The organism is Albidovulum sp., from assembly GCF_041919395.1.
Lineage (GTDB): Bacteria > Pseudomonadota > Alphaproteobacteria > Rhodobacterales > Rhodobacteraceae > Albidovulum.
On the sequence record NZ_JAYRTX010000056.1, the window covers coordinates 1 to 22,112 of the forward strand.

At 67.8% G+C, this 22,112-nt stretch carries 26 protein-coding genes; 16 read left to right on the plus strand and 10 right to left on the minus strand.

From position 1 onward, the window contains the following. Both ACMUOO_RS10615 and ACMUOO_RS10620 read left to right on the plus strand, forming a co-directional pair. Positions 1 to 438 (plus strand): hypothetical protein (locus ACMUOO_RS10615; RefSeq protein WP_413855195.1); only part of this gene is annotated, 438 nt, incomplete at its 5' end. Between the two features lie 102 nt (positions 439 to 540). Continuing rightward, positions 541 to 1,164: a TetR family transcriptional regulator C-terminal domain-containing protein gene (locus ACMUOO_RS10620; RefSeq protein ID WP_301918942.1), complete on the plus strand. Its 624-nt coding sequence runs from the start codon at positions 541 to 543 to the stop codon at positions 1,162 to 1,164. Here the strand turns inward: ACMUOO_RS10620 and ACMUOO_RS10625 are convergent. From ACMUOO_RS10625 to ACMUOO_RS10635, 3 genes are read right to left on the minus strand one after another with little or no spacing between them, the layout of a single operon-like run. Beyond that, on the minus strand, positions 1,161 to 1,451 hold the full coding sequence (locus ACMUOO_RS10625; protein WP_301918943.1) for a hypothetical protein: 291 nt from the start codon (positions 1,449 to 1,451) through the stop codon (positions 1,161 to 1,163). The genes ACMUOO_RS10620 and ACMUOO_RS10625 overlap by 4 nt on opposite strands. A 53-nt stretch (positions 1,452 to 1,504) precedes the next feature. Beyond that, positions 1,505 to 2,806, minus strand: a complete 1,302-nt coding sequence (gene preA, locus ACMUOO_RS10630) for an NAD-dependent dihydropyrimidine dehydrogenase subunit PreA (protein WP_413855197.1) — start codon at positions 2,804 to 2,806, stop codon at positions 1,505 to 1,507. Positions 2,807 to 2,830: 24 nt separating this feature from the next. Then, entirely contained in the window at positions 2,831 to 4,168 is a 1,338-nt protein-coding gene (locus ACMUOO_RS10635) for an NAD(P)-dependent oxidoreductase (RefSeq protein WP_413855207.1), read from the minus strand. 228 nt (positions 4,169 to 4,396) lie between these two features. Between ACMUOO_RS10635 and accB the strand changes: the two genes are divergently transcribed. From accB to aat, 3 genes are read left to right on the plus strand one after another with little or no spacing between them, the layout of a single operon-like run. After that, the gene (gene accB / locus ACMUOO_RS10640) at positions 4,397 to 4,882 is read left to right on the plus strand and encodes an acetyl-CoA carboxylase biotin carboxyl carrier protein (RefSeq protein WP_301918945.1); all 486 of its coding nucleotides are present in this window, start codon (positions 4,397 to 4,399) and stop codon (positions 4,880 to 4,882) included. A gap of 8 nt (positions 4,883 to 4,890) precedes the next feature. Beyond that, the gene (gene accC, locus ACMUOO_RS10645; RefSeq protein WP_301918946.1) at positions 4,891 to 6,237 is read left to right on the plus strand and encodes an acetyl-CoA carboxylase biotin carboxylase subunit; all 1,347 of its coding nucleotides are present in this window, start codon (positions 4,891 to 4,893) and stop codon (positions 6,235 to 6,237) included. A gap of 19 nt (positions 6,238 to 6,256) precedes the next feature. Continuing rightward, positions 6,257 to 6,886, plus strand: a complete 630-nt coding sequence (gene aat / locus ACMUOO_RS10650) for a leucyl/phenylalanyl-tRNA--protein transferase (protein WP_301918947.1) — start codon at positions 6,257 to 6,259, stop codon at positions 6,884 to 6,886. On the opposite strand, the gene ACMUOO_RS10655 is transcribed toward aat, so the two are convergent. From ACMUOO_RS10655 to ACMUOO_RS10680, 6 genes are all read right to left on the minus strand, one after another. Then, the gene (locus ACMUOO_RS10655; protein WP_301918948.1) at positions 6,850 to 7,206 is read right to left on the minus strand and encodes a DUF2155 domain-containing protein; all 357 of its coding nucleotides are present in this window, start codon (positions 7,204 to 7,206) and stop codon (positions 6,850 to 6,852) included. The genes aat and ACMUOO_RS10655 overlap by 37 nt on opposite strands. Beyond that, complete coding sequence (mlaD, locus tag ACMUOO_RS10660) at positions 7,203 to 7,673, minus strand: outer membrane lipid asymmetry maintenance protein MlaD (RefSeq protein WP_301918949.1); 471 nt, start codon at positions 7,671 to 7,673, stop codon at positions 7,203 to 7,205. The genes ACMUOO_RS10655 and mlaD overlap by 4 nt, the downstream gene beginning before the upstream one ends. A 14-nt stretch (positions 7,674 to 7,687) precedes the next feature. Next, a complete protein-coding gene (locus ACMUOO_RS10665; protein ID WP_301918950.1) occupies positions 7,688 to 8,062 on the minus strand; it encodes an NADH:ubiquinone oxidoreductase subunit NDUFA12 in 375 nt (124 codons plus the stop codon). Between the two features lie 67 nt (positions 8,063 to 8,129). Beyond that, on the minus strand, positions 8,130 to 8,660 hold the full coding sequence (locus tag ACMUOO_RS10670) for a hypothetical protein (protein WP_301918951.1): 531 nt from the start codon (positions 8,658 to 8,660) through the stop codon (positions 8,130 to 8,132). A 58-nt stretch (positions 8,661 to 8,718) separates the two neighbouring features. After that, on the minus strand, positions 8,719 to 9,990 hold the full coding sequence (gene clpX / locus ACMUOO_RS10675) for an ATP-dependent Clp protease ATP-binding subunit ClpX (protein WP_301918952.1): 1,272 nt from the start codon (positions 9,988 to 9,990) through the stop codon (positions 8,719 to 8,721). Positions 9,991 to 10,123: 133 nt separating this feature from the next. Then, entirely contained in the window at positions 10,124 to 10,753 is a 630-nt protein-coding gene (locus tag ACMUOO_RS10680; RefSeq protein WP_301918953.1) for an ATP-dependent Clp protease proteolytic subunit, read from the minus strand. 151 nt (positions 10,754 to 10,904) lie between these two features. On the opposite strand from ACMUOO_RS10680, the gene ACMUOO_RS10685 reads away from it, so the two are divergent. From ACMUOO_RS10685 to ACMUOO_RS10710, 6 genes are all read left to right on the plus strand, one after another. Beyond that, entirely contained in the window at positions 10,905 to 12,347 is a 1,443-nt protein-coding gene (locus ACMUOO_RS10685; protein WP_301918954.1) for an amidase, read from the plus strand. A 177-nt stretch (positions 12,348 to 12,524) separates the two neighbouring features. After that, complete coding sequence (locus tag ACMUOO_RS10690) at positions 12,525 to 13,592, plus strand: ABC transporter ATP-binding protein (RefSeq protein WP_301918955.1); 1,068 nt, start codon at positions 12,525 to 12,527, stop codon at positions 13,590 to 13,592. 1 nt (position 13,593) lies between these two features. Continuing rightward, positions 13,594 to 14,502, plus strand: coding sequence for an ABC transporter permease (locus ACMUOO_RS10695; RefSeq protein ID WP_301918956.1), 909 nt, complete (start codon positions 13,594 to 13,596; stop codon positions 14,500 to 14,502). After that, positions 14,495 to 15,298 carry an ABC transporter permease gene (locus ACMUOO_RS10700; protein WP_301918957.1) on the plus strand — a complete coding sequence of 268 codons (804 nt, stop codon included), beginning with the start codon at positions 14,495 to 14,497 and terminating at the stop codon, positions 15,296 to 15,298. The genes ACMUOO_RS10695 and ACMUOO_RS10700 overlap by 8 nt, the downstream gene beginning before the upstream one ends. A 26-nt stretch (positions 15,299 to 15,324) precedes the next feature. Next, entirely contained in the window at positions 15,325 to 16,350 is a 1,026-nt protein-coding gene (locus tag ACMUOO_RS10705; RefSeq protein ID WP_301918958.1) for an extracellular solute-binding protein, read from the plus strand. A gap of 88 nt (positions 16,351 to 16,438) precedes the next feature. Further along, positions 16,439 to 17,872: an amidase gene (locus ACMUOO_RS10710; protein WP_301918959.1), complete on the plus strand. Its 1,434-nt coding sequence runs from the start codon at positions 16,439 to 16,441 to the stop codon at positions 17,870 to 17,872. On the opposite strand, the gene aguB is transcribed toward ACMUOO_RS10710, so the two are convergent. Next, on the minus strand, positions 17,845 to 18,705 hold the full coding sequence (gene aguB, locus ACMUOO_RS10715) for an N-carbamoylputrescine amidase (RefSeq protein ID WP_301918960.1): 861 nt from the start codon (positions 18,703 to 18,705) through the stop codon (positions 17,845 to 17,847). The genes ACMUOO_RS10710 and aguB overlap by 28 nt on opposite strands. A gap of 64 nt (positions 18,706 to 18,769) precedes the next feature. Between aguB and ACMUOO_RS10720 the strand changes: the two genes are divergently transcribed. The 5 genes from ACMUOO_RS10720 to ACMUOO_RS10740 all read left to right on the plus strand — a co-directional run. Beyond that, complete coding sequence (locus ACMUOO_RS10720) at positions 18,770 to 19,141, plus strand: winged helix-turn-helix domain-containing protein (RefSeq protein WP_301918961.1); 372 nt, start codon at positions 18,770 to 18,772, stop codon at positions 19,139 to 19,141. Between the two features lie 56 nt (positions 19,142 to 19,197). Continuing rightward, the gene (gene modA / locus ACMUOO_RS10725; RefSeq protein WP_301918962.1) at positions 19,198 to 19,926 is read left to right on the plus strand and encodes a molybdate ABC transporter substrate-binding protein; all 729 of its coding nucleotides are present in this window, start codon (positions 19,198 to 19,200) and stop codon (positions 19,924 to 19,926) included. Further along, on the plus strand, positions 19,923 to 20,594 hold the full coding sequence (gene modB / locus ACMUOO_RS10730) for a molybdate ABC transporter permease subunit (protein WP_301918963.1): 672 nt from the start codon (positions 19,923 to 19,925) through the stop codon (positions 20,592 to 20,594). Before modA ends, modB begins: the two co-directional genes overlap by 4 nt. Next, positions 20,591 to 21,649 carry a molybdenum ABC transporter ATP-binding protein gene (gene modC / locus ACMUOO_RS10735; protein WP_301918964.1) on the plus strand — a complete coding sequence of 353 codons (1,059 nt, stop codon included), beginning with the start codon at positions 20,591 to 20,593 and terminating at the stop codon, positions 21,647 to 21,649. The genes modB and modC overlap by 4 nt, the downstream gene beginning before the upstream one ends. Positions 21,650 to 21,683: 34 nt before the next feature. After that, positions 21,684 to 22,112 (plus strand): sirohydrochlorin chelatase (locus tag ACMUOO_RS10740; protein ID WP_413855205.1); only part of this gene is annotated, 429 nt, incomplete at its 3' end.

Genomic DNA, 22,112 nt, shown 5'->3' on the forward strand with positions numbered 1-22,112 from the left:
CGCGCGGCCTTCTTCTCCGAGGTCTTCCGGGTGATGCGGCCGGGCGGTCAGTTCCTGATGGCCGATTTCACCCCGCCACGGATGCCGCCGGAGGCCGAGCGCGCGGGGATTGCGCAGGATCTTTCGCTCACCGGCTTCGCGCCACCGGCGGTGACGGACATAACGGCCGCGATCCTCGCCGGGCTCGACTGCGACAACGATCGGCGCCTGCGCGAGATCGACGCGCGCTTTCCCCTCGGGACGCGGCGGCTCGCGCGGCTCTGGGCGGGGACGAAGGGGTCCTGGATCTACCGCGACTTCGCCGAGGGACGCCGGGCCTACTTCATGCTCCGGGTCGAGAAGCCGCAGGTCGTCCTGCCGGACTTCCTGCGCATTCCCGACCGCGTTTCCGACGCTGGCACGCTCGGCACGGTGGCCGTTGCAGCCGAACGGGCCTGAGGCCGGGCACCGGGCGGGAGGACCGGCGCCCATGGCCTGATTTGCCGTTTGACCCCCCGCCCCCCTCGGGCTAGCAGGAACGGGAAACGGGGAGGATGATCGGTGGACGACGACGACCGGACCGACCGGCCGCTGACGCGGATCCAGGCGAGGAACCGCCAGACCATCCTCGATGCCGCGCTCGAGGTCTTCTCGCAATACGGCTTCCGCGGCGCCACGCTCGACCAGATCGCCGAGGTCGCGGGGCTGTCGAAGCCGAACCTCCTCTATTACTTCCCGTCGAAGGAGGCGATCCACGTCACGCTCCTCTCGGGGATGATGCACGCCTGGCTCGATCCCCTGCGCAAGCTCGACCCGGAGGGCGACCCGGTCAGCGAGATCATGGGCTACGTCCACCGCAAGCTCGACCTCAGCCGCGACTTCCCGCGCGAGAGCCGGCTCTTCGCCAACGAGGTCCTGCAGGGCGCGCCGCGGATGATGGACGCGCTGACCGGCGAACTGAAGGGACTCGTGGACGAGAAGGCGGCCGTGCTCAGCCGCTGGGCGGCCGAGGGCCGCATCGCCGACCTGCCGCCGCATCACCTGATCTTCTCGATCTGGGCGCTGACCCAGCACTACGCCGATTTCGACGTCCAGGTGCGCGCGGTCCTCGGGCCGGGCCACGATCCCTATGCCGAGGCCGACAGATTCCTCGACACGCTTTTCCGCAAGCTGCTGCAGCCCTAACGCGGCTTTTCGGCCCATCTGCGGTAGCGGGCGATCAACTCGCCCTCGAACAGCTTGAAGCAAAGCCAGCTTGCCAGCGCGATGGCGCCGCTTAGGCCAAGCTCCCCCAATTGCCAGAGCGCGCCGTGGCGGATCGCCTCCCACCCCTCACGCTCGATGAAGGCGAGGTTCGCCATCGCGAACATGAAGAGGTTGAAGGTCGAACAAGCAAGCACGATCGCTGCCCCGCCCGCGCCGAGAACGACGAAGACGAGGGGCCACCGCGTAACGTTAAGAGCCTGCATCACCGCCCCCTCCGTCCCGCAGGATGCCCCTCGGGACGGCTCCGGGCAAGACCGGCCTATTCCGCCGCCTGCGCCATCGGGTTGTTGGGGTGCGTCGTCCAGTTGGCGTAGTCGCCCACGGTCTTGCCGGTGCGCGGATCGACCTCGCCCTTGGCGAGGGGGCGCATGGTGATGCAGTTCTCGACCGGGCAGACGTCGATGCAGAGATTGCAGGCGACGCATTCGGCATCGTTCACCTCGAAGACGCGGCCCTCCTTCATCCAGATCGCCTGGTGGCTGGTGTCCTCGCAGGCGGCGTAGCAGCGGCCGCACTTGATGCAGAGATCCTGGTCGATCTGCGCCTTCGTGACGTAGTTGAGGTTGAGCTGGTTCCAGTCGGTGACGTTCGGCACGGCCCGGCCGACGAGTTCGGAGGTGGCGGTGAACCCCTTCTCGTCCATGTATTGCGACAGGCCCGAGATCATCTCCTGCACGATCTTGAAGCCATAGGTCATCGCCGCCGTGCAGACCTGCACGTTGCCCGCGCCAAGCGCCATGAACTCCGCCGCGTCGCGCCAGGTGGTGACGCCGCCGATGCCGGAAATGGGCAGGCCGCGGGTCTCGGCGTGGCGGGCGATTTCCGACACCATGCTGAGCGCGATCGGCTTCACCGCCGGGCCGCAATAGCCGCCATGGGCACCCTTGCCGTCGATCGTCGGTTCCGGCGCGAAGCTGTCGAGGTTGACGGATGTGATCGAGTTGATGGTGTTGATGAGGCTGACCGCATCCGCGCCGCCGCGCTTCGCGGCCTCGGCGGGCTTCCGCACATCGGTGATGTTGGGCGTCAGCTTGACGATGCAGGGCATGCGGGAATGCTGCTTCACCCAGCGCGTCACCATCTCGATATATTCCGGCACCTGGCCCACGGCCGAGCCCATGCCGCGCTCGCTCATCCCGTGCGGGCAGCCGAAGTTCAGTTCCACCCCGTCGGCCTCGGTATCCTCGATGGCCTTCAGGATCGCCTTCCAGGACTCCTCGTCGCAGGGCACCATCAGGGAAATCACCAGCGCCCGGTCCCTGTAGTCGCGCTTGACCTGCTTGATCTCGCGCAGGTTCACCTCCAGCGGCCGGTCGGTGATGAGCTCGATGTTGTTCAGCCCCAGCAGCCGCCGGTCCGCCCCCCAGATCGCGCCGTAGCGCGGCCCGTTGACGTTGACGATGGGCGGGCCTTCGGAGCCGAGCGTCTTCCAGACGACCCCGCCCCATCCGGCCTCATAGGCGCGGCGGACGTTGTATTCCTTGTCGGTCGGCGGCGCCGAGGCGAGCCAGAACGGGTTCGGGGATTTGATGCCGATGAAGGTGGTGGTCAGGTCAGCCATGTCGGTTCCTCCGTAGGGCGGGCATCAGCCCGCCTGCCCCATCAGGCTCGCGTGAATGTCTTCCGCCGCGTCGCGGCCCTCGGCGACGGCGGTCACGGTCAGGTCCTCGCCCCCCGCCGCGCAGTCGCCCGCTGCCCACACACCGGGGACCGAGGTGCGGCCGGCGCCGCTGACGGCGATCTTGCCGCCCTCGATCTTCAACCCCTCGGGCGCGCCGAGAAGCGTCTGGCCGATGGCCTTCATCACCTGGTCGGCCTTCAGCCGGAAGGTCTGGCCGGTGGTCTTCAGCCCGCCGGGCATGTTTTCCGTATAGGCGAACTCCACCTCCGCCACCGCGCCGGTGCCGATGACGCGGACAGGGGCGGCGTTGTGGATGATGCGGACGCCGACCGAGGTCGCATGTTCCTGCTCGTCGGCCGAGGCGCTCATCTGCGACTGGTCGCGGCGGTAGACGATGGTGACATTCTCGGCGCCGAGGAGTCTCGACTGCACCGCCGCGTCGACCGCCGTCATTCCGCCGCCGATCACCACCACGTCGCGGCCGATGGCGAGCTTCGACTTGTCTTCCGCCTGCCGCAGCTCCGCGATGAAATCCACGGCGTCGACGACATTGGCGAGTCCCTCGCCCTCGGCGCGGAGCGCGTTCACACCCCTGAGCCCGATGGCGAGAACCACCGCGTCATGCCCCGCCTTCAGCCTGTCGAGCGTCAGGCCCTGGCCGAGCGCCTTGCCCTTTTCCACGGCGATCCCGCCGATCTTCATGAGCCAGTCGACCTCGGCCTGGGCGAAGCCGTCCGGCGCCTTGTAGCTGGCGATCCCGTATTCGTTCAGCCCGCCCGCCTTGGGGCGCGCGTCGTAGATGACGACCTCATGGCCCTTCATGGCCAGCCGGTGCGCGGCGGCCAGCCCGGCAGGGCCGGCGCCGACGACTGCGACGCGCTTGCCCGTCGGCTTGCCGCGGGTGAAGGGATGCACGCCCTTCTCCATCAGGCTGTCGGTGGCGTAGCGCTGGAGCCGTCCGATCTCCACCGGCTTGCCCTCCGCCACCTCGCGCACGCAGACCTCCTCGCAAAGCTGCTCGGTCGGACAGACGCGGGCGCACATGCCGCCAAGGATGTTCTGCGAGAAGATCGTCTTCGCCGCGGCCTCGGGCGTGCCGGTGGCGATCTGGCGGATGAAGAGCGGGATGTCGATCGTCGTCGGACATGCCGTCATGCAGGGCGCGTCGTGGCAGAAATAGCAGCGATCTGCAGCCACCCGCGCCTCGTGCGCATCGAAGCGGGGGGCGATGTCGGCGAAGTTCCGGGCATAGTCCCCCGGCCCCAGTCGTCCGGCGACGACGCCCGGCGTGAGCTGGTTCATGGTCAACGCGGCCTCCCCCTGGTTCTCTCGTTGTCGGAAGGCTGCCAGCGAATCATTTTTTTATCAATTGATAAATTTTTGTGCCGCCTCCGGCTGCCGCGGCGCCGTGTGGGGGATGCCTGCGGGAAAGTGGCGCTTTCCTCCCCCCCGCCGAATGCGTATAAGCACGGGCGAGCCAAGGTCCGCGGGAAAAGACGGGCCACAGGACAGGACCGGTCGAGGATATCGATGACAAAACCCACGCACGACAGCGACGTCGCCTTCATAGAAGCGCTGGCGGACCTCCTGAACCGCAGCGAACTGGCCGAGCTTTCGGTCAAGCGCGAATACGGCGAACATGACAGCCTGAACGTGAAGGTGTCGAAATACGCGGCCGTCGCGGCGGCGCCCGCCACCGCGGCCCCGGCGGCCCCGGCGGCCCCTGCCCCGGCGGCGCCCGCCGCTTCGCCCGCCGGCGCGGCAGCCGACCCGGCGAGCCACCCCGGCGCCGTGACCTCGCCCATGGTGGGGACCGCCTATCTTTCGCCGGAGCCGGGGGCCGAAGCCTTCGTCACCGTCGGCGCGCAGGTGAAGGAGGGCCAGACGCTCCTCATCATCGAGGCGATGAAGACGATGAACCACATTCCCGCGCCGCGGGGCGGGACCGTCCGGCGCATCCTCGTCGAGGATGGCAGCCCCGTCGAATACGGCGCGCCGCTTCTCATCATCGAGTGAGGGCGCGGATGTTCGAGAAAATCCTCGTCGCGAACCGGGGCGAGATCGCGCTCCGCGTGATCCGCGCCTGCCGCGAGATGGGCATCCGCTCCGTCGCGGTGCATTCCACCGCGGATGCGGACGCCATGCACGTGCGCATGGCCGACGAGTCGGTCTGCATCGGCCCGAACCCCTCGGCCCAAAGCTACCTTTCCATTCCCGCGATCATCTCCGCCTGCGAGATCACCGGAGCACAGGCGATCCACCCCGGCTACGGGTTCCTGAGCGAGAACGCCACCTTCGTGCAGGCGCTGGAGGATCACGGGATCGCCTTCATCGGTCCGACCGCGGAACACATCCGGATCATGGGCGACAAGATCACCGCCAAGGAAACGGCAAAGTCGCTCGGCATTCCGGTCGTGCCGGGGTCGGACGGCGGCGTGCCGGACCTGGCGGCCGCAAAGCGTGTCGCGCTGGAAATCGGCTACCCCGTGATCATCAAGGCCACCGCCGGCGGCGGCGGACGCGGCATGAAGGTCGCCGAGGACGAGGCGGCAATCGAGATCGCCTTCCGCACCGCCCGGGCCGAGGCCAAGGCGGCCTTCGGCAACGACGAGGTCTATCTGGAGAAATACCTCCAGAAGCCGCGCCACATCGAGATCCAGGTGTTCGGCGACGGCAAGGGCCATGCCGTCCATCTGGGCGAGCGCGACTGTTCGCTCCAGCGCCGCCACCAGAAGGTCTTCGAGGAGGCTCCCGGCCCCGTCATCACGCCGCAGAAGCGCGCCGAGATCGGGCGTATCTGCGCGGAAGCGGTGGCGAAGATCAACTACATCGGCGCGGGCACCATCGAGTTCCTCTTCGAGGACGGCGAATTCTACTTCATCGAGATGAACACACGGCTGCAGGTGGAGCATCCGGTGACCGAAGCGATCTTCGGCGTCGATCTCGTGCGCGAGCAGATCCGTGTGGCGGACGGCTATCCGCTGTCGTTCACGCAGGATGACCTCGTCATCAACGGCCATGCCATCGAGGTCCGGATCAACGCCGAGAAGCTTCCGAACTTCTCGCCCTGCCCTGGCAAGATCACGCATTACCACGCGCCGGGCGGGCTGGGTGTGCGGATGGATTCGGCGCTTTATGACGGCTATACCATCCCGCCCTACTACGACAGCCTCATCGGCAAGCTGATCGTCCACGGTCGCGACCGGCCGGAAGCGCTGATGCGGCTGAAGCGCGCCTTGAGCGAGCTCATCGTGGACGGGGTGGACACCACCATCCCGCTCTTCCACGCCCTTCTCGCGGAAGAGGACATCCAGACCGGCAACTATTCGATCCACTGGCTCGAAAAGTGGCTCGCGCGCACGTTCGGGTGAGCCGGCTGCCCTTGCGGCCATGCTGACCCCCGAGATGATGCTCGCGGGCTATGCCAGGGGGATATTTCCCATGGCGGAGTCGCGCGACGAGTCGCACCTCCACTGGGTCGATCCGCGCCGGCGGGGCATCTTCCCGCTGGAAAGTTTCCACATTTCCCGGTCCCTTGCCCGGGCCATCCGCCAAGAGAATTACACAATTCGAACAGACAGTGCCTTTTCGGCTGTCGTCCGATCCTGCGCGTCTCGTCCCGAAACCTGGATCAACGCGCCCCTTCTCGCGGTCTACGACCGGCTGCACGCAATGGGCCACGCGCACACGCTCGAGGTCTGGCAGGAGGGCGACCTGACCGGCGGCGTCTTCGGCGTGACGCTGGGTGCCGCCTTCTTCGGCGAAAGCATGTTCTCCTTGCGAACCGATGCGTCGAAGATCGCGCTGGCCTATCTGGTGGACCGGCTCAGGCAGGCGGGATTCACGCTCTTCGATACGCAGTTCCTGACGCCCCACCTCGCCTCGCTCGGTGCCATCGAGATTCCGCGCGCCGCCTATCACGCGCAGCTCAGGGCGGCTCTGGCGCGGGAGGCCGACTTCACCTTGCCGGAGGTGCCCGACCCTCACTCGCTCCTGCAGCGGATGACCCATACGTCGTAGCGCGGGTCGTCGAGCGCCGAGAGCGCGGGGCTTGCCGCGACCATCCAGCCGTCGAATACCGCGGCCCCGGTCGCGGTGTCGGTGATGGTCAGGTGCGCATAGGCGTTCGCCGAAGGGTCCGCGACCGGGTAGCGGCAATCCGACAGCGTCACGGCAAGGCGCCCGAAGGGCACGGTCGCTCCCATCGCCACCTCGAGGTCGGTCGTCTCGCCCGACACCTTGTCCAGCGCCCTCAGAAGGGCGCCCGGTGCGCTCGCGACCTCGTCCGCCGCCGCGCCCGCACCCGCGAGCGCGAGGACGAGCGCCAGGACATGCCTCATGGTGCCGGCGTCTCGGGGGCGTCGCCCGCTGCCGCGCCCACGAACTTCATCAGGAGAGCGATCACGCTGACGGCACCCTGCGTGTCCTCGATCTCCGCCCCCGGCGCGAGATCGGAGGGGCTGCCGCCGGGAAGTATCTCCACGAAGGCGCCGCCGAGAAGGCCCTCGGAGGCGATGACGATGGTGCTGTCATCGGGGACGGCGACGCCGTTCCGCACCGTCACCTTGGCATCGGCGAAGAAGGTCTTGGGATTGAGCGCGAGGTCGGTGACGGTGCCGACCTTGACGCCCGCCATGCGCACGTCGGTGCCGACGGTTATCCCCTCGACCGAACGGAAGCTCGCCATCAGCTCGTAGCTGTCGGTCGCGCGGGTAAGCCCCTCGCCGCCCGACGCATAGACGAGAAACCCGACCGCCGCGGCCAGCACGCCCGCGCCGGTCAGAACCTCTGTGACGCTCTCTGCCATGTCCGTCGGGCTTCCTATTCCGGGCTCCAGGCCTCGTAGTCGCGCCGCTCGGCCGGGCGGGCCTGACGGAGCGAGCCTGCCGGCGCATAGGCGAGCGCGGTGCCGGTCAGGTTTTCCTGATGCGGCTTTTCCCACGCCCTGTGCTTCAGCGCGGCCTTCGTCGGCGGCTGATCCCAGGTGAAATGCAGCCACCCATGCCAGTCCGGGCTGACGCGCGAGGCCTCGGATTCGCCGTTGTAGATGACCCAGCGCCGCTTGCCGTCGCGGGTCTGGTAGAAGACGTTGCCCTGGTCGTCCTCGCCCACCTTCACGCCCCTGCGCCAGGTGAATATCTGGGTGCCGAGCGTCTGGCTGTTCCACCAGGTCAGCAGGCGAAGCAGAAAATTCATGGGCGACCTCCGGGCATTGCTGCCCCCTTATAGCGCAGGTGCCGGCGAGGTCCAGAGGAGAGGGCGGTTACGGCCGCCCTTCCGAAGCGATACGCACCCGACCGGCGAGACGCGCCGCAGGGGCGTAGAGGTGCAGCGTCCCGTCCGTGAGATCGCGGTAATACTGCGCCCCCGGCTCCCTCAGTACCCGTCCTATCTCGGCAGAGAGCGACCGCCCGACATAGGCGACGCAGCGCTCGACCGGTTCAAGGGCCGCCGTGTCCGCGAAGGCCAAAGGCGTCGGCCGCCACAGTCCGCCGAAGCGAAGATCGCGGTTGTGCCGCAGGGCTGCGCGCGGCGGGGCGGACGGCGCATTCACGCCGAGGCGTACGAAGACATGCTGGCAGCTCTCCTCCGGCGCAGAAGCGGAATATCGGCTGCTCAGGACTTCGTCGAAGGGAAGAACACCATCGAACAATCGTTCGGCGTATCCGTGCGAAACCTGCCTGGGATCGTCCGGCGACATCAGTGCGAGGATGATCTGAGGGGTCCCCTGAAAGATCGACCACAAGGCAAGCGGAACAAGCGCCAAGGCAAGAACGCGGATCAGCGTATTCATGTGCGGAGACGCTCCATGAGACCTGCGGAGGGCATCGCACTGCCTTCCTGGCAGCTACTTATCCCGCCGTTGCGGTCTTTTCGCTCTTCTTGGTGTCGGCGTGGATGAGAAGCGGCTTGGCGCCGTTGTCCACCGCCTCCTCGTTCACCACGACTTCCTCGACCGAGGTCAGGCCGGGCAGTTCGAACATCGTGTCCAGCAGGATGTCCTCCATGATCGACCTGAGACCCCGCGCGCCGGTCTTGCGCTTGATCGCGCGCTTGGCGATGGCCGTCAGCGCGTCGGCGGTGAAGGTCAGTTTCACATCCTCGAGGTCGAAAAGCCGCTGGTACTGCTTTACCAGCGCGTTCTTCGGCTGGGTGAGGATCGTGACCAGCGCATCCTCGTCAAGGTCGGTCAGCGTGGCGATGACCGGCAGGCGGCCTACGAATTCCGGGATCAGCCCGAACTTCAGCAGATCCTCCGGTTCAAGCTCGCCGAAGAGTTCGCCGGCGCCGCGCGAATCGGGATCCTTCACCTCGGCGCCGAAGCCGATGGCGCTGCCCTTGCCGCGCTGCGCGATGATGCGCTCGAGCCCGGCAAAGGCGCCGCCGCAGATGAAGAGGATGTTGGTCGTGTCCACCTGCAGGAATTCCTGCTGCGGATGCTTGCGCCCCCCCTGCGGCGGCACGGAGGCAACCGTGCCCTCCATGATCTTCAGAAGCGCCTGCTGCACGCCCTCGCCCGAGACGTCCCGCGTGATCGAGGGGTTGTCGGACTTGCGGGTGATCTTGTCGACCTCGTCGATATAGACGATGCCGCGCTGCGCGCGCTCGACGTTGTATTCGGAGGCCTGCAACAGCTTCAGGATGATGTTTTCCACATCCTCGCCGACATAGCCCGCCTCGGTCAGCGTCGTCGCGTCGGCCATCGTGAAGGGCACGTCGAGGATGCGGGCCAGCGTCTGCGCCAGAAGCGTCTTGCCGCAGCCGGTCGGGCCGATCAGCAGGATGTTCGACTTCGACAGCTCGATGTCGGCGGATTTCGAGGCGTGATTGAGCCGCTTGTAGTGGTTGTGGACCGCGACCGACAGCACGCGCTTGGCGTGTTCCTGGCCGATGACGTAATCGTCGAGCACCTTGCAGATGTCGCGCGGCGTGGGCACGCCGTCGGTGGATTTCAGGCCGGTGGTCTTCGTCTCCTCCCGGATAATGTCCATGCAAAGCTCGACGCACTCATCGCAGATGAACACGGTCGGACCGGCGATCAGCTTCCTGACCTCATGCTGGCTCTTTCCGCAGAACGAGCAGTAGAGCGTGTTCTTGCTGTCGCTGCCTTGGTTTGTCGCCATCGTCACCCTCTGCGGCCCGTTCGCAAATCCGTCGGATCGTTGTGGCTGCCCTTTTCGACAAGATTAGGGCAGCCCCTCCGTCACCACAATGCCAAATTGCCCGCCGCGCGTTCACGCTTGCGGGCGCCCGGCATCACGCCTTCTTCTCTTCGCCCGGCCGCGCCGAGAGGATCTCGTCGATGAGACCCCAGTCCTTCGCATCCTCTGGCGACATGAAGTTGTCACGCTCCAGCGCCGCCTCCACCTTCTTGATCGGCTGGCCGGTGTGCCTGTGGTAGATCTCGTTCAGACGGTCCTTCAGCTTCTGCGTCTCCTGCGCATGGATCATGATGTCCGTCGCCTGGCCCTGGTAGCCGCCCGAGGGCTGGTGCACCATGATCCGGCTGTTCGGGAGCGAAAAGCGCATTCCCTTCTCGCCCGCCGTGAGGAGGAGCGAGCCCATCGAGGCCGCCTGGCCGATGACAAGCGTGGAGACCTTCGGCCGGATGTACTGCATCGTGTCGTAGATGGAGAGACCGCTCGTCACCACCCCGCCCGGCGAGTTGATGTACATCGCGATTTCCTTCGAGGGGTTCTCCGCCTCGAGAAACAGGAGCTGGGCGCAGATCAGCGTCGACATGCCGTCATGCACGGGGCCGGCGAGGAAGATGATCCGCTCCTTCAGGAGGCGCGAATAGATGTCATAGGCCCGTTCCCCGCGCGAGGTCTGTTCGACGACCATCGGCACGAGCGTGTTCATGTAGATGTCATAAGGGTCTTTCATCGTCGTCCGCCTGTCGCTGTTCCCGGGTGAAATGCTTATGCCTCGAACCTTACCCTTGTCTTAGTGACGCGCACCTGTGGCCGCAAGGGCGGGTCTGGACGAAACCCGTCTGCGCGTGGCTATCTGGCCCGGGATGCGCCGGGAGGGGCCGATGATCGCGGAATACGACGACTGGGACGCTGTGGCGATGGCCGCGGAGGTTGCGAAGGGCAGCGTGTCGCCTGCCGAGCTTCTGGACGAGGCGCTGGCGCGGGTCGCCGCACGCAATCCCGCACTCAATGCCGTGGTGCTCGTGCAGGAGGAAAAGGCTCGCGCCGCCATCGCGGCGGGCCTGCCTGAGGGCCCCCTGAAGGGCGTGCCGTTCCTGATCAAGGACCTCGGCTGCGAGGCGGTGGATTTCCCCTCGCACAATGGCTCGCGGCTTCTGGCGAATACGACCTACGGCCGCGACAGCGCGATCTTCGAGCGTATCCGCGCCACGGGCGTCGTCACCTTCGGACGCACCACCTCGCCCGAGGGCGGGGTGGGGCCGGCGACCGAGGCCGCCGTCTATGGCGGCCCGACGCGCAATCCCTGGAACACGGACCGCACGCCGGGCGGCTCGTCCGGCGGGTCCGGCGCGGCGGTCGCGGCGCGGATCGTGCCGGCGGCGCATGGGTCGGACGGGGGCGGGTCGGTGCGCATCCCCGCCGCCTCCTGCGGCCTCTTCGGGATGAAGCCCACCCGCGCGCGCCTGCCCGACGGCCCCTACGCGGGCGAAGGCTGGGCGGGCATGGCGATCGACGGCTTCCTGACCCGGTCGGTCCGCGATACCGCGGTCCTTCTCGACGCCTGCGCGGGCGCCGACCTCGGCGCGCCCTACTGGGCACCGCCCCTCGGCGAGGGGCATGTCGCCGCCATCGCCCGCCCGCCGCGCCGCATGCGGATCGCGCTTTGCGACACGACGCTGACCGGCACGATGATCCATGCCGACTGTCGCGCGGCGGTCCATTCTGCGGCGCGGGTTCTCGAAAGCCTCGGCCACCGGGTGGAGCCTGCCCGTCCCGCAGCCGACACAAGGGGCATGATGGCCGCCTGGACAAAGATCGTCGGCTGCGGCACGGCCCTTTCCGTCCGCAGGGCGCTGGCCGCGAAGGGCCGGGACCTTGCGCCGGGGGACGTGGAGGACGTGGCCCGCTCCGCCATCGCCTACGCAAAGGGGATCTCGGGCGCCGACTATCTCGACGCGGTCGGCAAGATCCATGCCTACGGGCGCGAGATGGCGGCGTTCTTCCAGGACTGGGACATCCTCCTGACGGCGACGCTCGCCGAGCCGACGGCCGAGGTCGGGCGCTTTGCCCACGCCGGCATCGGCTACGAGGATTACCGCATGGGTCCGGGGATGGTCTTCGACTACTCGCCATTCTGCGCCGCCTTCAACGCCTCGGGCCAGCCCGCCGTCTCGCTGCCGCTGCACTGGACCGGCGATGGCCTTCCCTTGGGCGTCCATCTCGCCGCCCGCTTTGGCGCGGACGAGGAATTGATCGCGCTTTCGGCCGAGGTTGAGGCGGTCGCGCCCTGGGCGACAAGACGGCCTTTGCTGGACCGACCGTGACCGCGTCGGCCGCCGGTCAGTCCGGGTTTGATCATGCCGAAGGCACCCCGCTCCGCCGCGAAGGAAGTGGAGGAATCGTTTGACAGCAAATGTCAGCTTGGCCGACGATCAGGCCGAACGATGGCGCCGGCCCAAAAATGATCAAACAATGGCGACCAGCAGGGAAGGAATAATAACGTGACCGAGGCCCCTGCCGTCGAGGCACGCAGCGCGGTGAAGGAATTCGGCCAGGGCGAGACGGCGGTTCGCGCGCTCGATACCGTGTCCGTGGCGATCCGCAAGGGTGAGTTCTTCACGCTCCTTGGCCCGTCGGGTTGCGGCAAGACCACGCTCCTCAGGCTCATCGCGGGCTTCGACAGTACGACCTCGGGCGCGATCCTGATCGACGGCGAGGACGTGTCGGAGTTGCCGCCGAACCGCCGCCCGGTGAACACCGTCTTCCAGAGCTACGCGCTCTTTCCCCACCTCACGGTCGCCCAGAACGTGGCGTTCGGGCTCGAGATGCTCGGCCGTCCGAAGGGCGAGGTCGCGGCGCGGACGGCCGAGATGCTGGCATTGGTGAAGCTCGACCAGTTGGCCGGGCGCAAGACTTCGCAGCTTTCGGGCGGCCAGCAGCAGCGCGTGGCGCTGGCACGCGCGCTCGCGCCGCGGCCGAAGGTGCTTCTCCTCGACGAGCCCCTGTCGGCGCTCGACCTCAAGCTCAGGAAGGAGATGCAGGGCGAACTGAAGCGGCTGCAACTGGAAACCGGCATCACCTTCGTCTTCGTGACGCATGACCAGGAAGAGGCGCTGACGATGTCCGACCGGATCGGCGTCATGTCCGGCGGCCGCATCCTCCAGATCGGCACCCCGCGCGAGATCTACGCCCATCCGACGAACCGCTTCGTCGCCGACTTCATCGGCGAGACCAACTTCCTTTCGGCCCGGGTGCGCGGCGGCAAGGCGGTCTTCGGCGGCGGCGTCGAGGTTCCCCTTTCCCGCCCCGCCGCGGACGGCGATGTCACGATCGCGATCCGGCCCGAGCACATGCGGCTCGTCCCGCAGGGCATGGCCGGGGCACTTTCGGGAACGGTCAGCCATGCGATCTATTTCGGCACCGACAGCCACGTCCACCTGAAGCTGATCGACGGGACGGAGATCGTCGTCCGCCAGCAGACCGACCCCGACGGCAGCGGCGGGCCGAAGCCGGGCGCCGTCCTCGGCGTGAGCTTCCCGCCGGCGGCGGTCCAGGTGCTGGAGGACTGAGATGAGCCTCGCCGAAGCCCGACGCGAGCGAGATCAGGTGCGGCGCAGCTGGCTTCTCAGCCTGCCCGCGCTCTTCCTCCTCGCGATCGGGGCCATCGGGCCCCTGTTCATCATGGTCGTCTATTCCTTCCTGACACCGGGCAAGTACGGCAACGTCGAATGGATCTTCTCCACCGACGCCTGGCGCGGAATCATCTTCACAAAGGACATCTTCGACGAGACGCTGAAGCTTGCGGACGCACATCTGACGATCTTCTGGCGCTCGGTGAAGCTCTCGTTCCTGACCACGGTCTTCACCTTCGTCGTGGGCTTCCCCACAGCCTGGTTCATCGCCACGCAGCCGCCGCGCTGGCGGCCCTTCTGGCTCTTCCTCATCACCATTCCGTTCTGGACCAACCTCCTGATCCGCACCTTCGCGATCAACCAGATCATCCGGACGGAAGGCCTGCTGAACACGATCCTCCTGAAGGTCGGGATCATCTCGACGCCACTGAACCTGCTCTACACCGACACGGCGGTGTTCATCGGCATGACCTATGTCTACCTGCCGCTGATGGTGCTGCCGCTTTATGCCGCCATCGACCGCTTCGACCACCGGCTTCTGGAGGCGGGCTATGACCTCTATGCAAGCCGGATGGCGGTGCTGAGACGGATCATCTTCCCGATCGTGAAGCCGGGGATCGTCGCGGGTTCCATCCTGGTCTTCATCCCCTCGCTCGGCGCCTATGTCACCCCGCGCATCCTCGGTGGCGGGCGCAACATGATGATCGGCAATTTCATCGAGCTGCAGTTCGGACAGGGGCGCAACTGGCCTCTCGGCGCCGCGCTTTCCGTCGTGCTCCTTCTCATCGTGACGGCGGCTCTTCTCGTCTACGTGAAGTTCGCGAACCGGGAGGGCGGGCATGGCTAGGGGCACCTTCACCGTCACCCGCCTGCCGGGGTTCAACGGCATCGCGATCGCCGTCTTCGTGGCGCTCTACGCGCCCATCGCCATGCTCGTCGTCAATTCCTTCAATGCCGGCGATTCGATCGCGATCTGGGAAGGCACCTCGCTGCGCTGGTACGAACGCGCCTGGGCCAACGCGCAGGTGAAGGACGCGACGTTGCGTTCGCTGATCATCGCGACCACGGCGGCCACGGTGGCCACCATCGCCGCGACCATGGTGGCGCTCGCCACCACGCGGAAGAAGCCCTTCCGCGGCCAGACCGCCGTCTATGTCGCCATCAACCAGCCCCTGATGGTGCCGGAGATCGTCACGGCGGTGGCACTTCTGATCTTCTTCGCCACGATCAAGGTGGCGACGGGTTACCAGGGGCTCGGCTATCTGATCCTCGCCCACACCGCCTTCTGCATTCCCTTCGCCTACCTGCCGATTCGCGCCCGGCTCGAAGGGATGGACATGACGCTCGAGACGGCCGCCGCGGATCTCTATGCCACGCACTGGCGCACCTTCCGCTACGTGACGCTGCCGCTGATGGCGCCCGGCATCCTCGCGGGCTTCATGCTCGCCTTCGTGACCTCGCTCGACGACGTGGTCATCACGCTCTTTGTCAAATCGGCGGGGCAGGATACGCTGCCGACCTACCTCCTCGGCCAGATCCGACGCCAGGTGACGGGCGAGGTGAACGCGATCTCGACGGTGCTCCTGTGCCTGACGGTCGCGCTCCTGACCACCTTCTTCCTGCTCACGCGGAAGAAGTCATGAAAAACCACTGAACCAGGGAGACCACCATGAAGATCCACCTTTCCGCCCTCGCCCTGCTCCTCGGCACGGCCGGCGCGGCCTTTGCCGAAGGCGAGCTCCAGCTCTTCAACTGGGGAGACTACACGAACCCCGAATTGATCAAGAAGTTCGAGGCGGAGACCGGGATCAAGGTCACGATCACCGACTACGATTCGAATGACACCGCGCTCGCCAAGATCGAGGCCGGCGGCGCCGGCTTCGACCTCGTGGTGCCCTCGGCGAACTACGTGCAGATCTACGTGGAGAAGGGCCTCGCGCAGGAACTGGACCTGACGAAGTTCTCCAACCACGGCAACATCGCGCCCGAATGGATGGACGTCGCCTACGATCCGGGCCGCAAGTTCTCGATCCCGTGGCAGTGGGGCTCGACCGGGGTCGCCGTGAACAAGACCGCGTATTCGGGCGACATCAACACCTCGGCCATCTTCATGGACCCGCCGGAGGAACTCGTCGGCAAGGTCAACGTCACGCCCGAGATGAACGACGTGCTGTCGCTCGCCATCATGTACATGGGCGGCGAGCCCTGCACCGAGGATACCGAGGTGCTGAAGAAAGTCCGCGACAAGCTTCTGGAAGCGAAGCCCAAGTGGCAGTCGATGGACTACGGCATGACCGAGAAGATGGCGGCGAACGACGTCATGGCCTCGGTCTACTGGAACGGCGCGATCTTCCGCGCGCGGCTCGCCAACCCCGATGTCGTCTACGGCTATCCGAAGGAAGGCTATCCGCTGTGGATGGACCAGGTGATGCTCCTGAAGGACGCCAAGAACGTCGAGGAAGCCTACAAGTTCCTCGACTTCATCATGGTGCCGGAGAACGCGGCGCTGATCTCGGCCTTCGCGCGCTATGCCAACGGGATCGCCGGTTCCGACGCCTTCATGCCCGAGGACATGAAGACGGCGCCCGAGATCGTCGTGCCCGAGGAGTTCAAGGCCGCGGGCAAGTTCCTGCCGACCTGCTCGCCGAAGGCGCAGGAATACTACACGGCGATCTGGACCGAGCTGCAGAAGTGAGGTTCCGGGCGCTCGCGCGCCCGCGCCGCCGGGGGGCATTGCCCCCCGGCTTGACCAGGGTGTTTGCGACACGAAGAAGCCTCGACGCATGGACGTGACCAGCCTTCCGGCCTGCGAGCTTGCGCGGGCGCTGCGGGGCGGCCGCCTCGCCGCGCGCGAGGTCGTGGCGGCCTTCCTTGACCGGATCGAGGCGACGAACCCCGCCCTCAACGCCATCGTCACGCTGCGGCCCCGCGAGGAGCTTCTGGCCGAGGCCGAGGCGGCGGACCGGGCAGGTCCTGGCGGACCGCTCTGGGGTCTGCCCGTCGCGGTCAAGGATCTCGTGGCGACGAAGGGGATGCGCACGACCTTCGGCTCGCCCCTCCATGCCGGCCATGTCCCGGTGGCGGACGACCTCTTGGCGGCGCGGATGCGGGCGGCAGGGGCGATCCTGATCGGCAAGACCAACACGCCGGAGTGGGGCCACGGATCGCACACGTTCAACCCGGTCTTCGGCGCGACGCGGAACCCCTATGACCTGACCCGAAGCGCGGGCGGATCTTCGGGCGGCGCGGCAGCGGCGCTGGCGGCGCGGATGGTGCCCGTCGCCGACGGGTCGGACATGATGGGGTCACTGAGGAATCCCGCCGCCTTCTGCAACGTATACGGCTTCCGCCCCTCCTGGGGCCTCGTGCCGCAGGACGCGGATGGCGACACATTCCTGGCCACGCTTGCAACCGAGGGTCCGATGGCGCGCACGCCGGGCGACCTCGCGCTTCTCCTCTCCGTGCTCGCCGGGCCCAACCCCGAGGCGCCCTTCGGCCGGCCTGCCGAGGATTTCGCCGCGCGCTTCGGCGGCGACCTGAAGGGAAGGCGGATCGGCTGGCTCGGCGACTGGGGCGGCGCCTATGTGATGGAGCCGGGAATTGTCGAGACCTGCGAGGCGGCGCTGAAGGTCTTCGAGACGCTCGGCGCGATTGTCGAGCCGATTGCCCCACCCTTCCCGGCCGAGGCGCTCTGGTCGGCCTGGGTCACGCTCCGCGCCGGACTGAACGCCGGCGCCAAGCGCGACATGGCGGCCGATCCGGCGAAGCGGGCGCTGACGAAACCCGAGACACTCTGGGAGATCGATCAGGGCGCCTCCGTCACCATGGCGGAGTTCTATACGGCGAGCGTCACCCGCTCGCGCTGGTACGCCCGCGCGGCGAGGGTCTTTGCCCGGTTCGACGCGCTGGCCCTGCCGGCGGCGCAGGTCTGGCCCTTCCCGGTCGAATGGCGCTGGCCCGCCGAGATCGCCGGGCGGAAGATGGACACCTATCACCGCTGGATGGAGGTGGTTGTGCCCGTCAGCCTCGCGGGCCTGCCGTGCCTCGCGCTGCCCGCGGGGTTTTCGGGCGCGGGCCTGCCGACGGGGCTCCAGTTGTTCGGCCCGACGGGCGCCGATGCCGCGATCCTTGGCATGGGCGAGGCCTACCATCGTGCCACCGACTGGCCCGGCCGCCGGCCTCCTCCGCTTCAGCCAAAGCCCCCCAGCGACCCGTAAAGCTCCGGCCGCCGGTCCCGGAAAAGGCCCCAGCTGCGCCGAAGGTCGCGGATGGCGTCGAGGTCGAAGCTTGCAAGCCGGACGTCCTCCGACACGCGGTCGGCCTGCGTGACGATCCCTCCGGTCTGGTCGGCAACGAAGGAAGTGCCGTAGAAGGTGACCTCGCGCCCCTGCTGCACCTCGCGGCCGATCCGGTTCGATGCCGCGACCGGCAGGATGTTCGCAGCCGCGTGGCCGCGCATGACCGTTTCCCAGTGCGGCTGGCTGTCGTAGTCCGGCGCGGGCGGCTCCGACCCGATCGCGGTCGGGTAGAGAAGCATCTCGGCCCCCTGGAGCGCCATGGCGCGCGCCGCCTCCGGGAACCACTGGTCCCAGCAGATGGCCACCCCGATCCGGCCGAAGGCCGTGTCCCAGACGCGGAACCCGGTGTCGCCGGGCGTGAAATAGAATTTCTCTTCGTAGCCAGGGCCTTGCGGGATGTGGCTCTTGCGGTAGGTACCTAGGATCGACCCGTCCCGATCGACCATGGCGACAGAGTTGAAATGCGCCTCGCCCGCGCGTTCGAAGACCGAGACGGGCAGCACGACCCCCAGCTCGCGCGCAAGCGCCGCAAAGCGGGCGACGACCGGGTGGCCCTCCATGGGCGCCGCCAGCGCGAGGTGTCGCGGCTCCTCGGTGATACAGAAATAGGGCGTGGCGAAAAGCTCCTGCAGAAGGATCACCTGTGCCCCCTCGCCCGCCGCGCGACGCACCAGCGCCTCTGCCCGGTCGAGGTTGGCTGGAAGGTCCCAGCCAGGGGCGAACTGAGTGACCGCGACCGTGACGTTCCGCATGGCGACTTCCTTTTTCCGTTGGCCGGCGCCTATCCTGTCGAAGTCCCCGAGGATTCGAAAGACCATGGCAGTGCCCCCGCCCCGTTCCAGCCTGAAGATCCGCCTCGTCATGGGCGGCCGCGGCGACTGGCTCGGCCCGGGCAAGGCGGACCTGCTGGAAGGCATCGCGGCCACCGGCTCCATCTCGGCCGCCGGGCGCAGGATGGGGATGAGCTACAAGCGCGCCTGGGGACTGGTCGAGAACATGAACGCAATGTTCCGCGACCCGCTCGTGCGCGCGAGCCGCGGCGGCGCGGGCCATGGCGGCGCGGAACTGACCGAGGCCGGAGCGCGCGTCCTCGCGCTCTACCGCCGGATGCAGGTGACGGGCGCGGCGTCCATGGCCGAGGAGATCGCGGAGCTGGAGGCCCTCGCCGATATGTCCGAGCGGAAATAGCGCTTGCCAACCGCGCGATTCTGCCGTTCTCTCCGCCGAGATATAACGGATGTCCCATGCGCCTGCTTCCTGTTCTCGTTCTCCTTCTCGCCGCCACCGCCACCCGCGCGGAAACCGCGCTCATCGCCGTGGCCACGAACTTCCGCCCGGTGGCCGAGGTGCTTGCCGCCGACTTCAAGGTGGCATCGGGCCACGAGATCGCCGTGACGGCGGCGGCCACGGCGAAGCTCGCCGCCCAGGTCGAGGCCGGCGCACCCTTCGACGCCTTCCTCTCGGCCGACACCGCGACGCCCGAGCGGCTTGCCGCCGCAGGGCATGCCGATGCGACAACCGGCTTCACCTATGCGACGGGGCAGCTCGTCCTCTGGTCCTCCGATCCCGCTGCGGACCTGTCCGATCCCGTGGCGGCGCTCCGCGCCGCGACCCATGTCGCGATTGCCAACCCAGACCTCGCGCCCTATGGAAAGGCCGCCATGGAAACGATTGATTTCATGCAGGTTCAGGACGTGCTCGACATGGTGGTGACGGGCGAGAACATCGGCCAGACCCAGACGCTCGTCGCCTCGGGCGCGGCCGACCTCGGCTTCGTCGCGGCCTCCGGCATTGTCGATGCCGGTGGCGCCTCCTGGCCGGTGCCCGCGGATCATCACGCGCCGATCCGGCAGGATGCGATCCTGCTCACGCATGGAAAGGACAATGCCGCGGCCCGCGCCTTCCTCGACTACCTCAGGTCCGGTGCCGCCCGCCCGGTGATCGAGCGGTTCGGATATGTCGCAGGCGAATGACGGCTGACCTCGCACCGCTCTGGCTGACGCTGAGGCTCGCGGCGGTCGTTACCGCCCTCCTTCTCGTGCTCGGGACGCCACTGGCCTGGTGGCTCGCCCGCACCCGGTCCCGCCTCGCCCCGGCGGTGGAGGCGGTGACGGCGTTGCCGCTCGTCCTGCCGCCGACGGTGCTCGGCTTCTACCTTCTCCTCGTCTTCAACCCGACGGCGCCCCTGGGTTCCTTCTGGGTGTCGCTCACCGGCCAGACACTGACCTTCTCCTTCGCCGGCCTTGTCCTCGCCTCGCTCCTCTACTCGCTTCCCTTCACCGTGCAGCCACTGCAATCGGCCTTCACCACCCTCGGTCGCGCGCCGCTGGAGGCGGCGGCGAGCCTTGGGGCGGGGCCGCTCGACGCCTTCCTGACGGTCGCCGCACCCCTCGCGATCAGGGGTTATCTCACGGCGGCGGTCCTCACCTTCGCACACACGCTCGGCGAGTTCGGCGTGGTCCTGATGGTCGGCGGCAACATCCCCGGACAGACCCGCGTCATCTCCATCGCCATCTACGAGGAGGTCGAGACGCTGGACTATGTGTCCGCCCATCTCCTTTCCGGGATTCTCCTGGCGCTCTCGTTCCTGATTCTTCTTGCGCTCTACGTCCTTAACGCCAGGGACCGGGGGCGCGCATGACCGATCTCCGCCTCGACATCCGGTCAAGGCACGCCGGTTTCACGCTGGAAATCGACCGGACGATTCCCCTTTCCGGGGTGACCGCGATCTTCGGGCCGAGCGGTGCCGGGAAGTCCACGCTCCTGCGCATCATCGCCGGCTTCGAGCGCGGCGCCGGCCGCGTCGCCTTCGGCCACGAGGTCTGGGAGGACGGCCGGCGCTTCGTTCCCCCGCACCGCCGCCGCGTCGCCTCGGTGTTCCAGCAACCCCGGCTCTTCCCGCATCTCGACGTGCGCGGCAACCTCGCCTACGCCGCCCGCCGCGCGCGGCCGCCGGGGGCGGTGGAGGCGATGATCGAGCGTTTCGGGCTCGCCCCGCTTTCGGCGCGACGCCCGGAAACGCTCTCGGGTGGCGAGGCGCAGCGCGTGGCGCTGGCACGCGCGCTCCTGACGGCCCCCCGGCTGATCCTGATGGACGAGCCCCTCTCCGCACTCGATCAGGCTCGCAGGCAGGAAATTCTTCCGTTTATCGAGCGATTGCGCGACGTTGCTCAGGTGCCGATCCTCTACGTCACGCATTCCACGGCCGAGGTCGCGCGGCTCTCCGGCCAGATGTTGACGCTTGCCGCGGGCCGCGTGACGGGCTTCGGTCCCACGGCCGATATCCTCGCAGCGACTGATGTCGCCGCGCGCGAGGGGACGGAGCCGGGAAGCCTCCTGACGGCGACGGTCACGGGCATGACGGCGGACGGACTGTGCGAGATCGCCTTTTCCGGCGGCACGATCCTTACGCCAGAACCGCTCGGTCGCCCGGGCGCAGCCGTCCGGCTCTTCATCCGCGCGCGCGAGGTGATGATCGCCCGTGACCGGCCCCAGGGCATCAGCGCGCTCAACATCCTGCCCGCGACGGTCGAAACCCTCGCACCCGCCGGGCCGGCTTCCGCCGATGTCGTCCTGCGCTGCGGCGCGGCGCGGCTGCGCGCCCGGATCACCCGGCGCTCGGCCGAGGCGCTCGGCCTCGCGCCCGGCGTGTCCTGCCACGTCATCGTGAAATCGGTTGCGCTTGCGCAGGAGTGATTGCGCCCGTCCGTGCTTCGGCTAGGCTCGGCCCATGACCCGCGCTCTCCTCATCGTCGCCCATGGCCAGCCGTCCGACCCCGGACCGCCCGAGGCGGAGATGCATGCGCTCGCGACCCGCGTCGCCGGTCACCTGCCCGGATGGTTGGTCCGCTCCGCGACCCTGGCCGAGCCCGACGCGCTCCGCGCGGCGCTTCAGGGTGCGGACGAGCCGCTTGTCTTTCCGCTCTTCATGGCGGACGGCTGGTTCATCCGCAGCCTGCTGCCCCGGCGCCTCTCGGAGGCTGGGGCGCCCGGCCTGCGCATCCTGACGCCATTCGGGCTCCTGCCCGACACGGGTACGCTCGCCGTCACCGTCCTTGCGGAGGCGCTCGCGTCGCAGGGATGGACGGCCGCGGAGACGGTGCTGGTCCTCGCCGCGCACGGATCGGGACGGAGCCCCTACCCCGCCGACGCCGCTCGC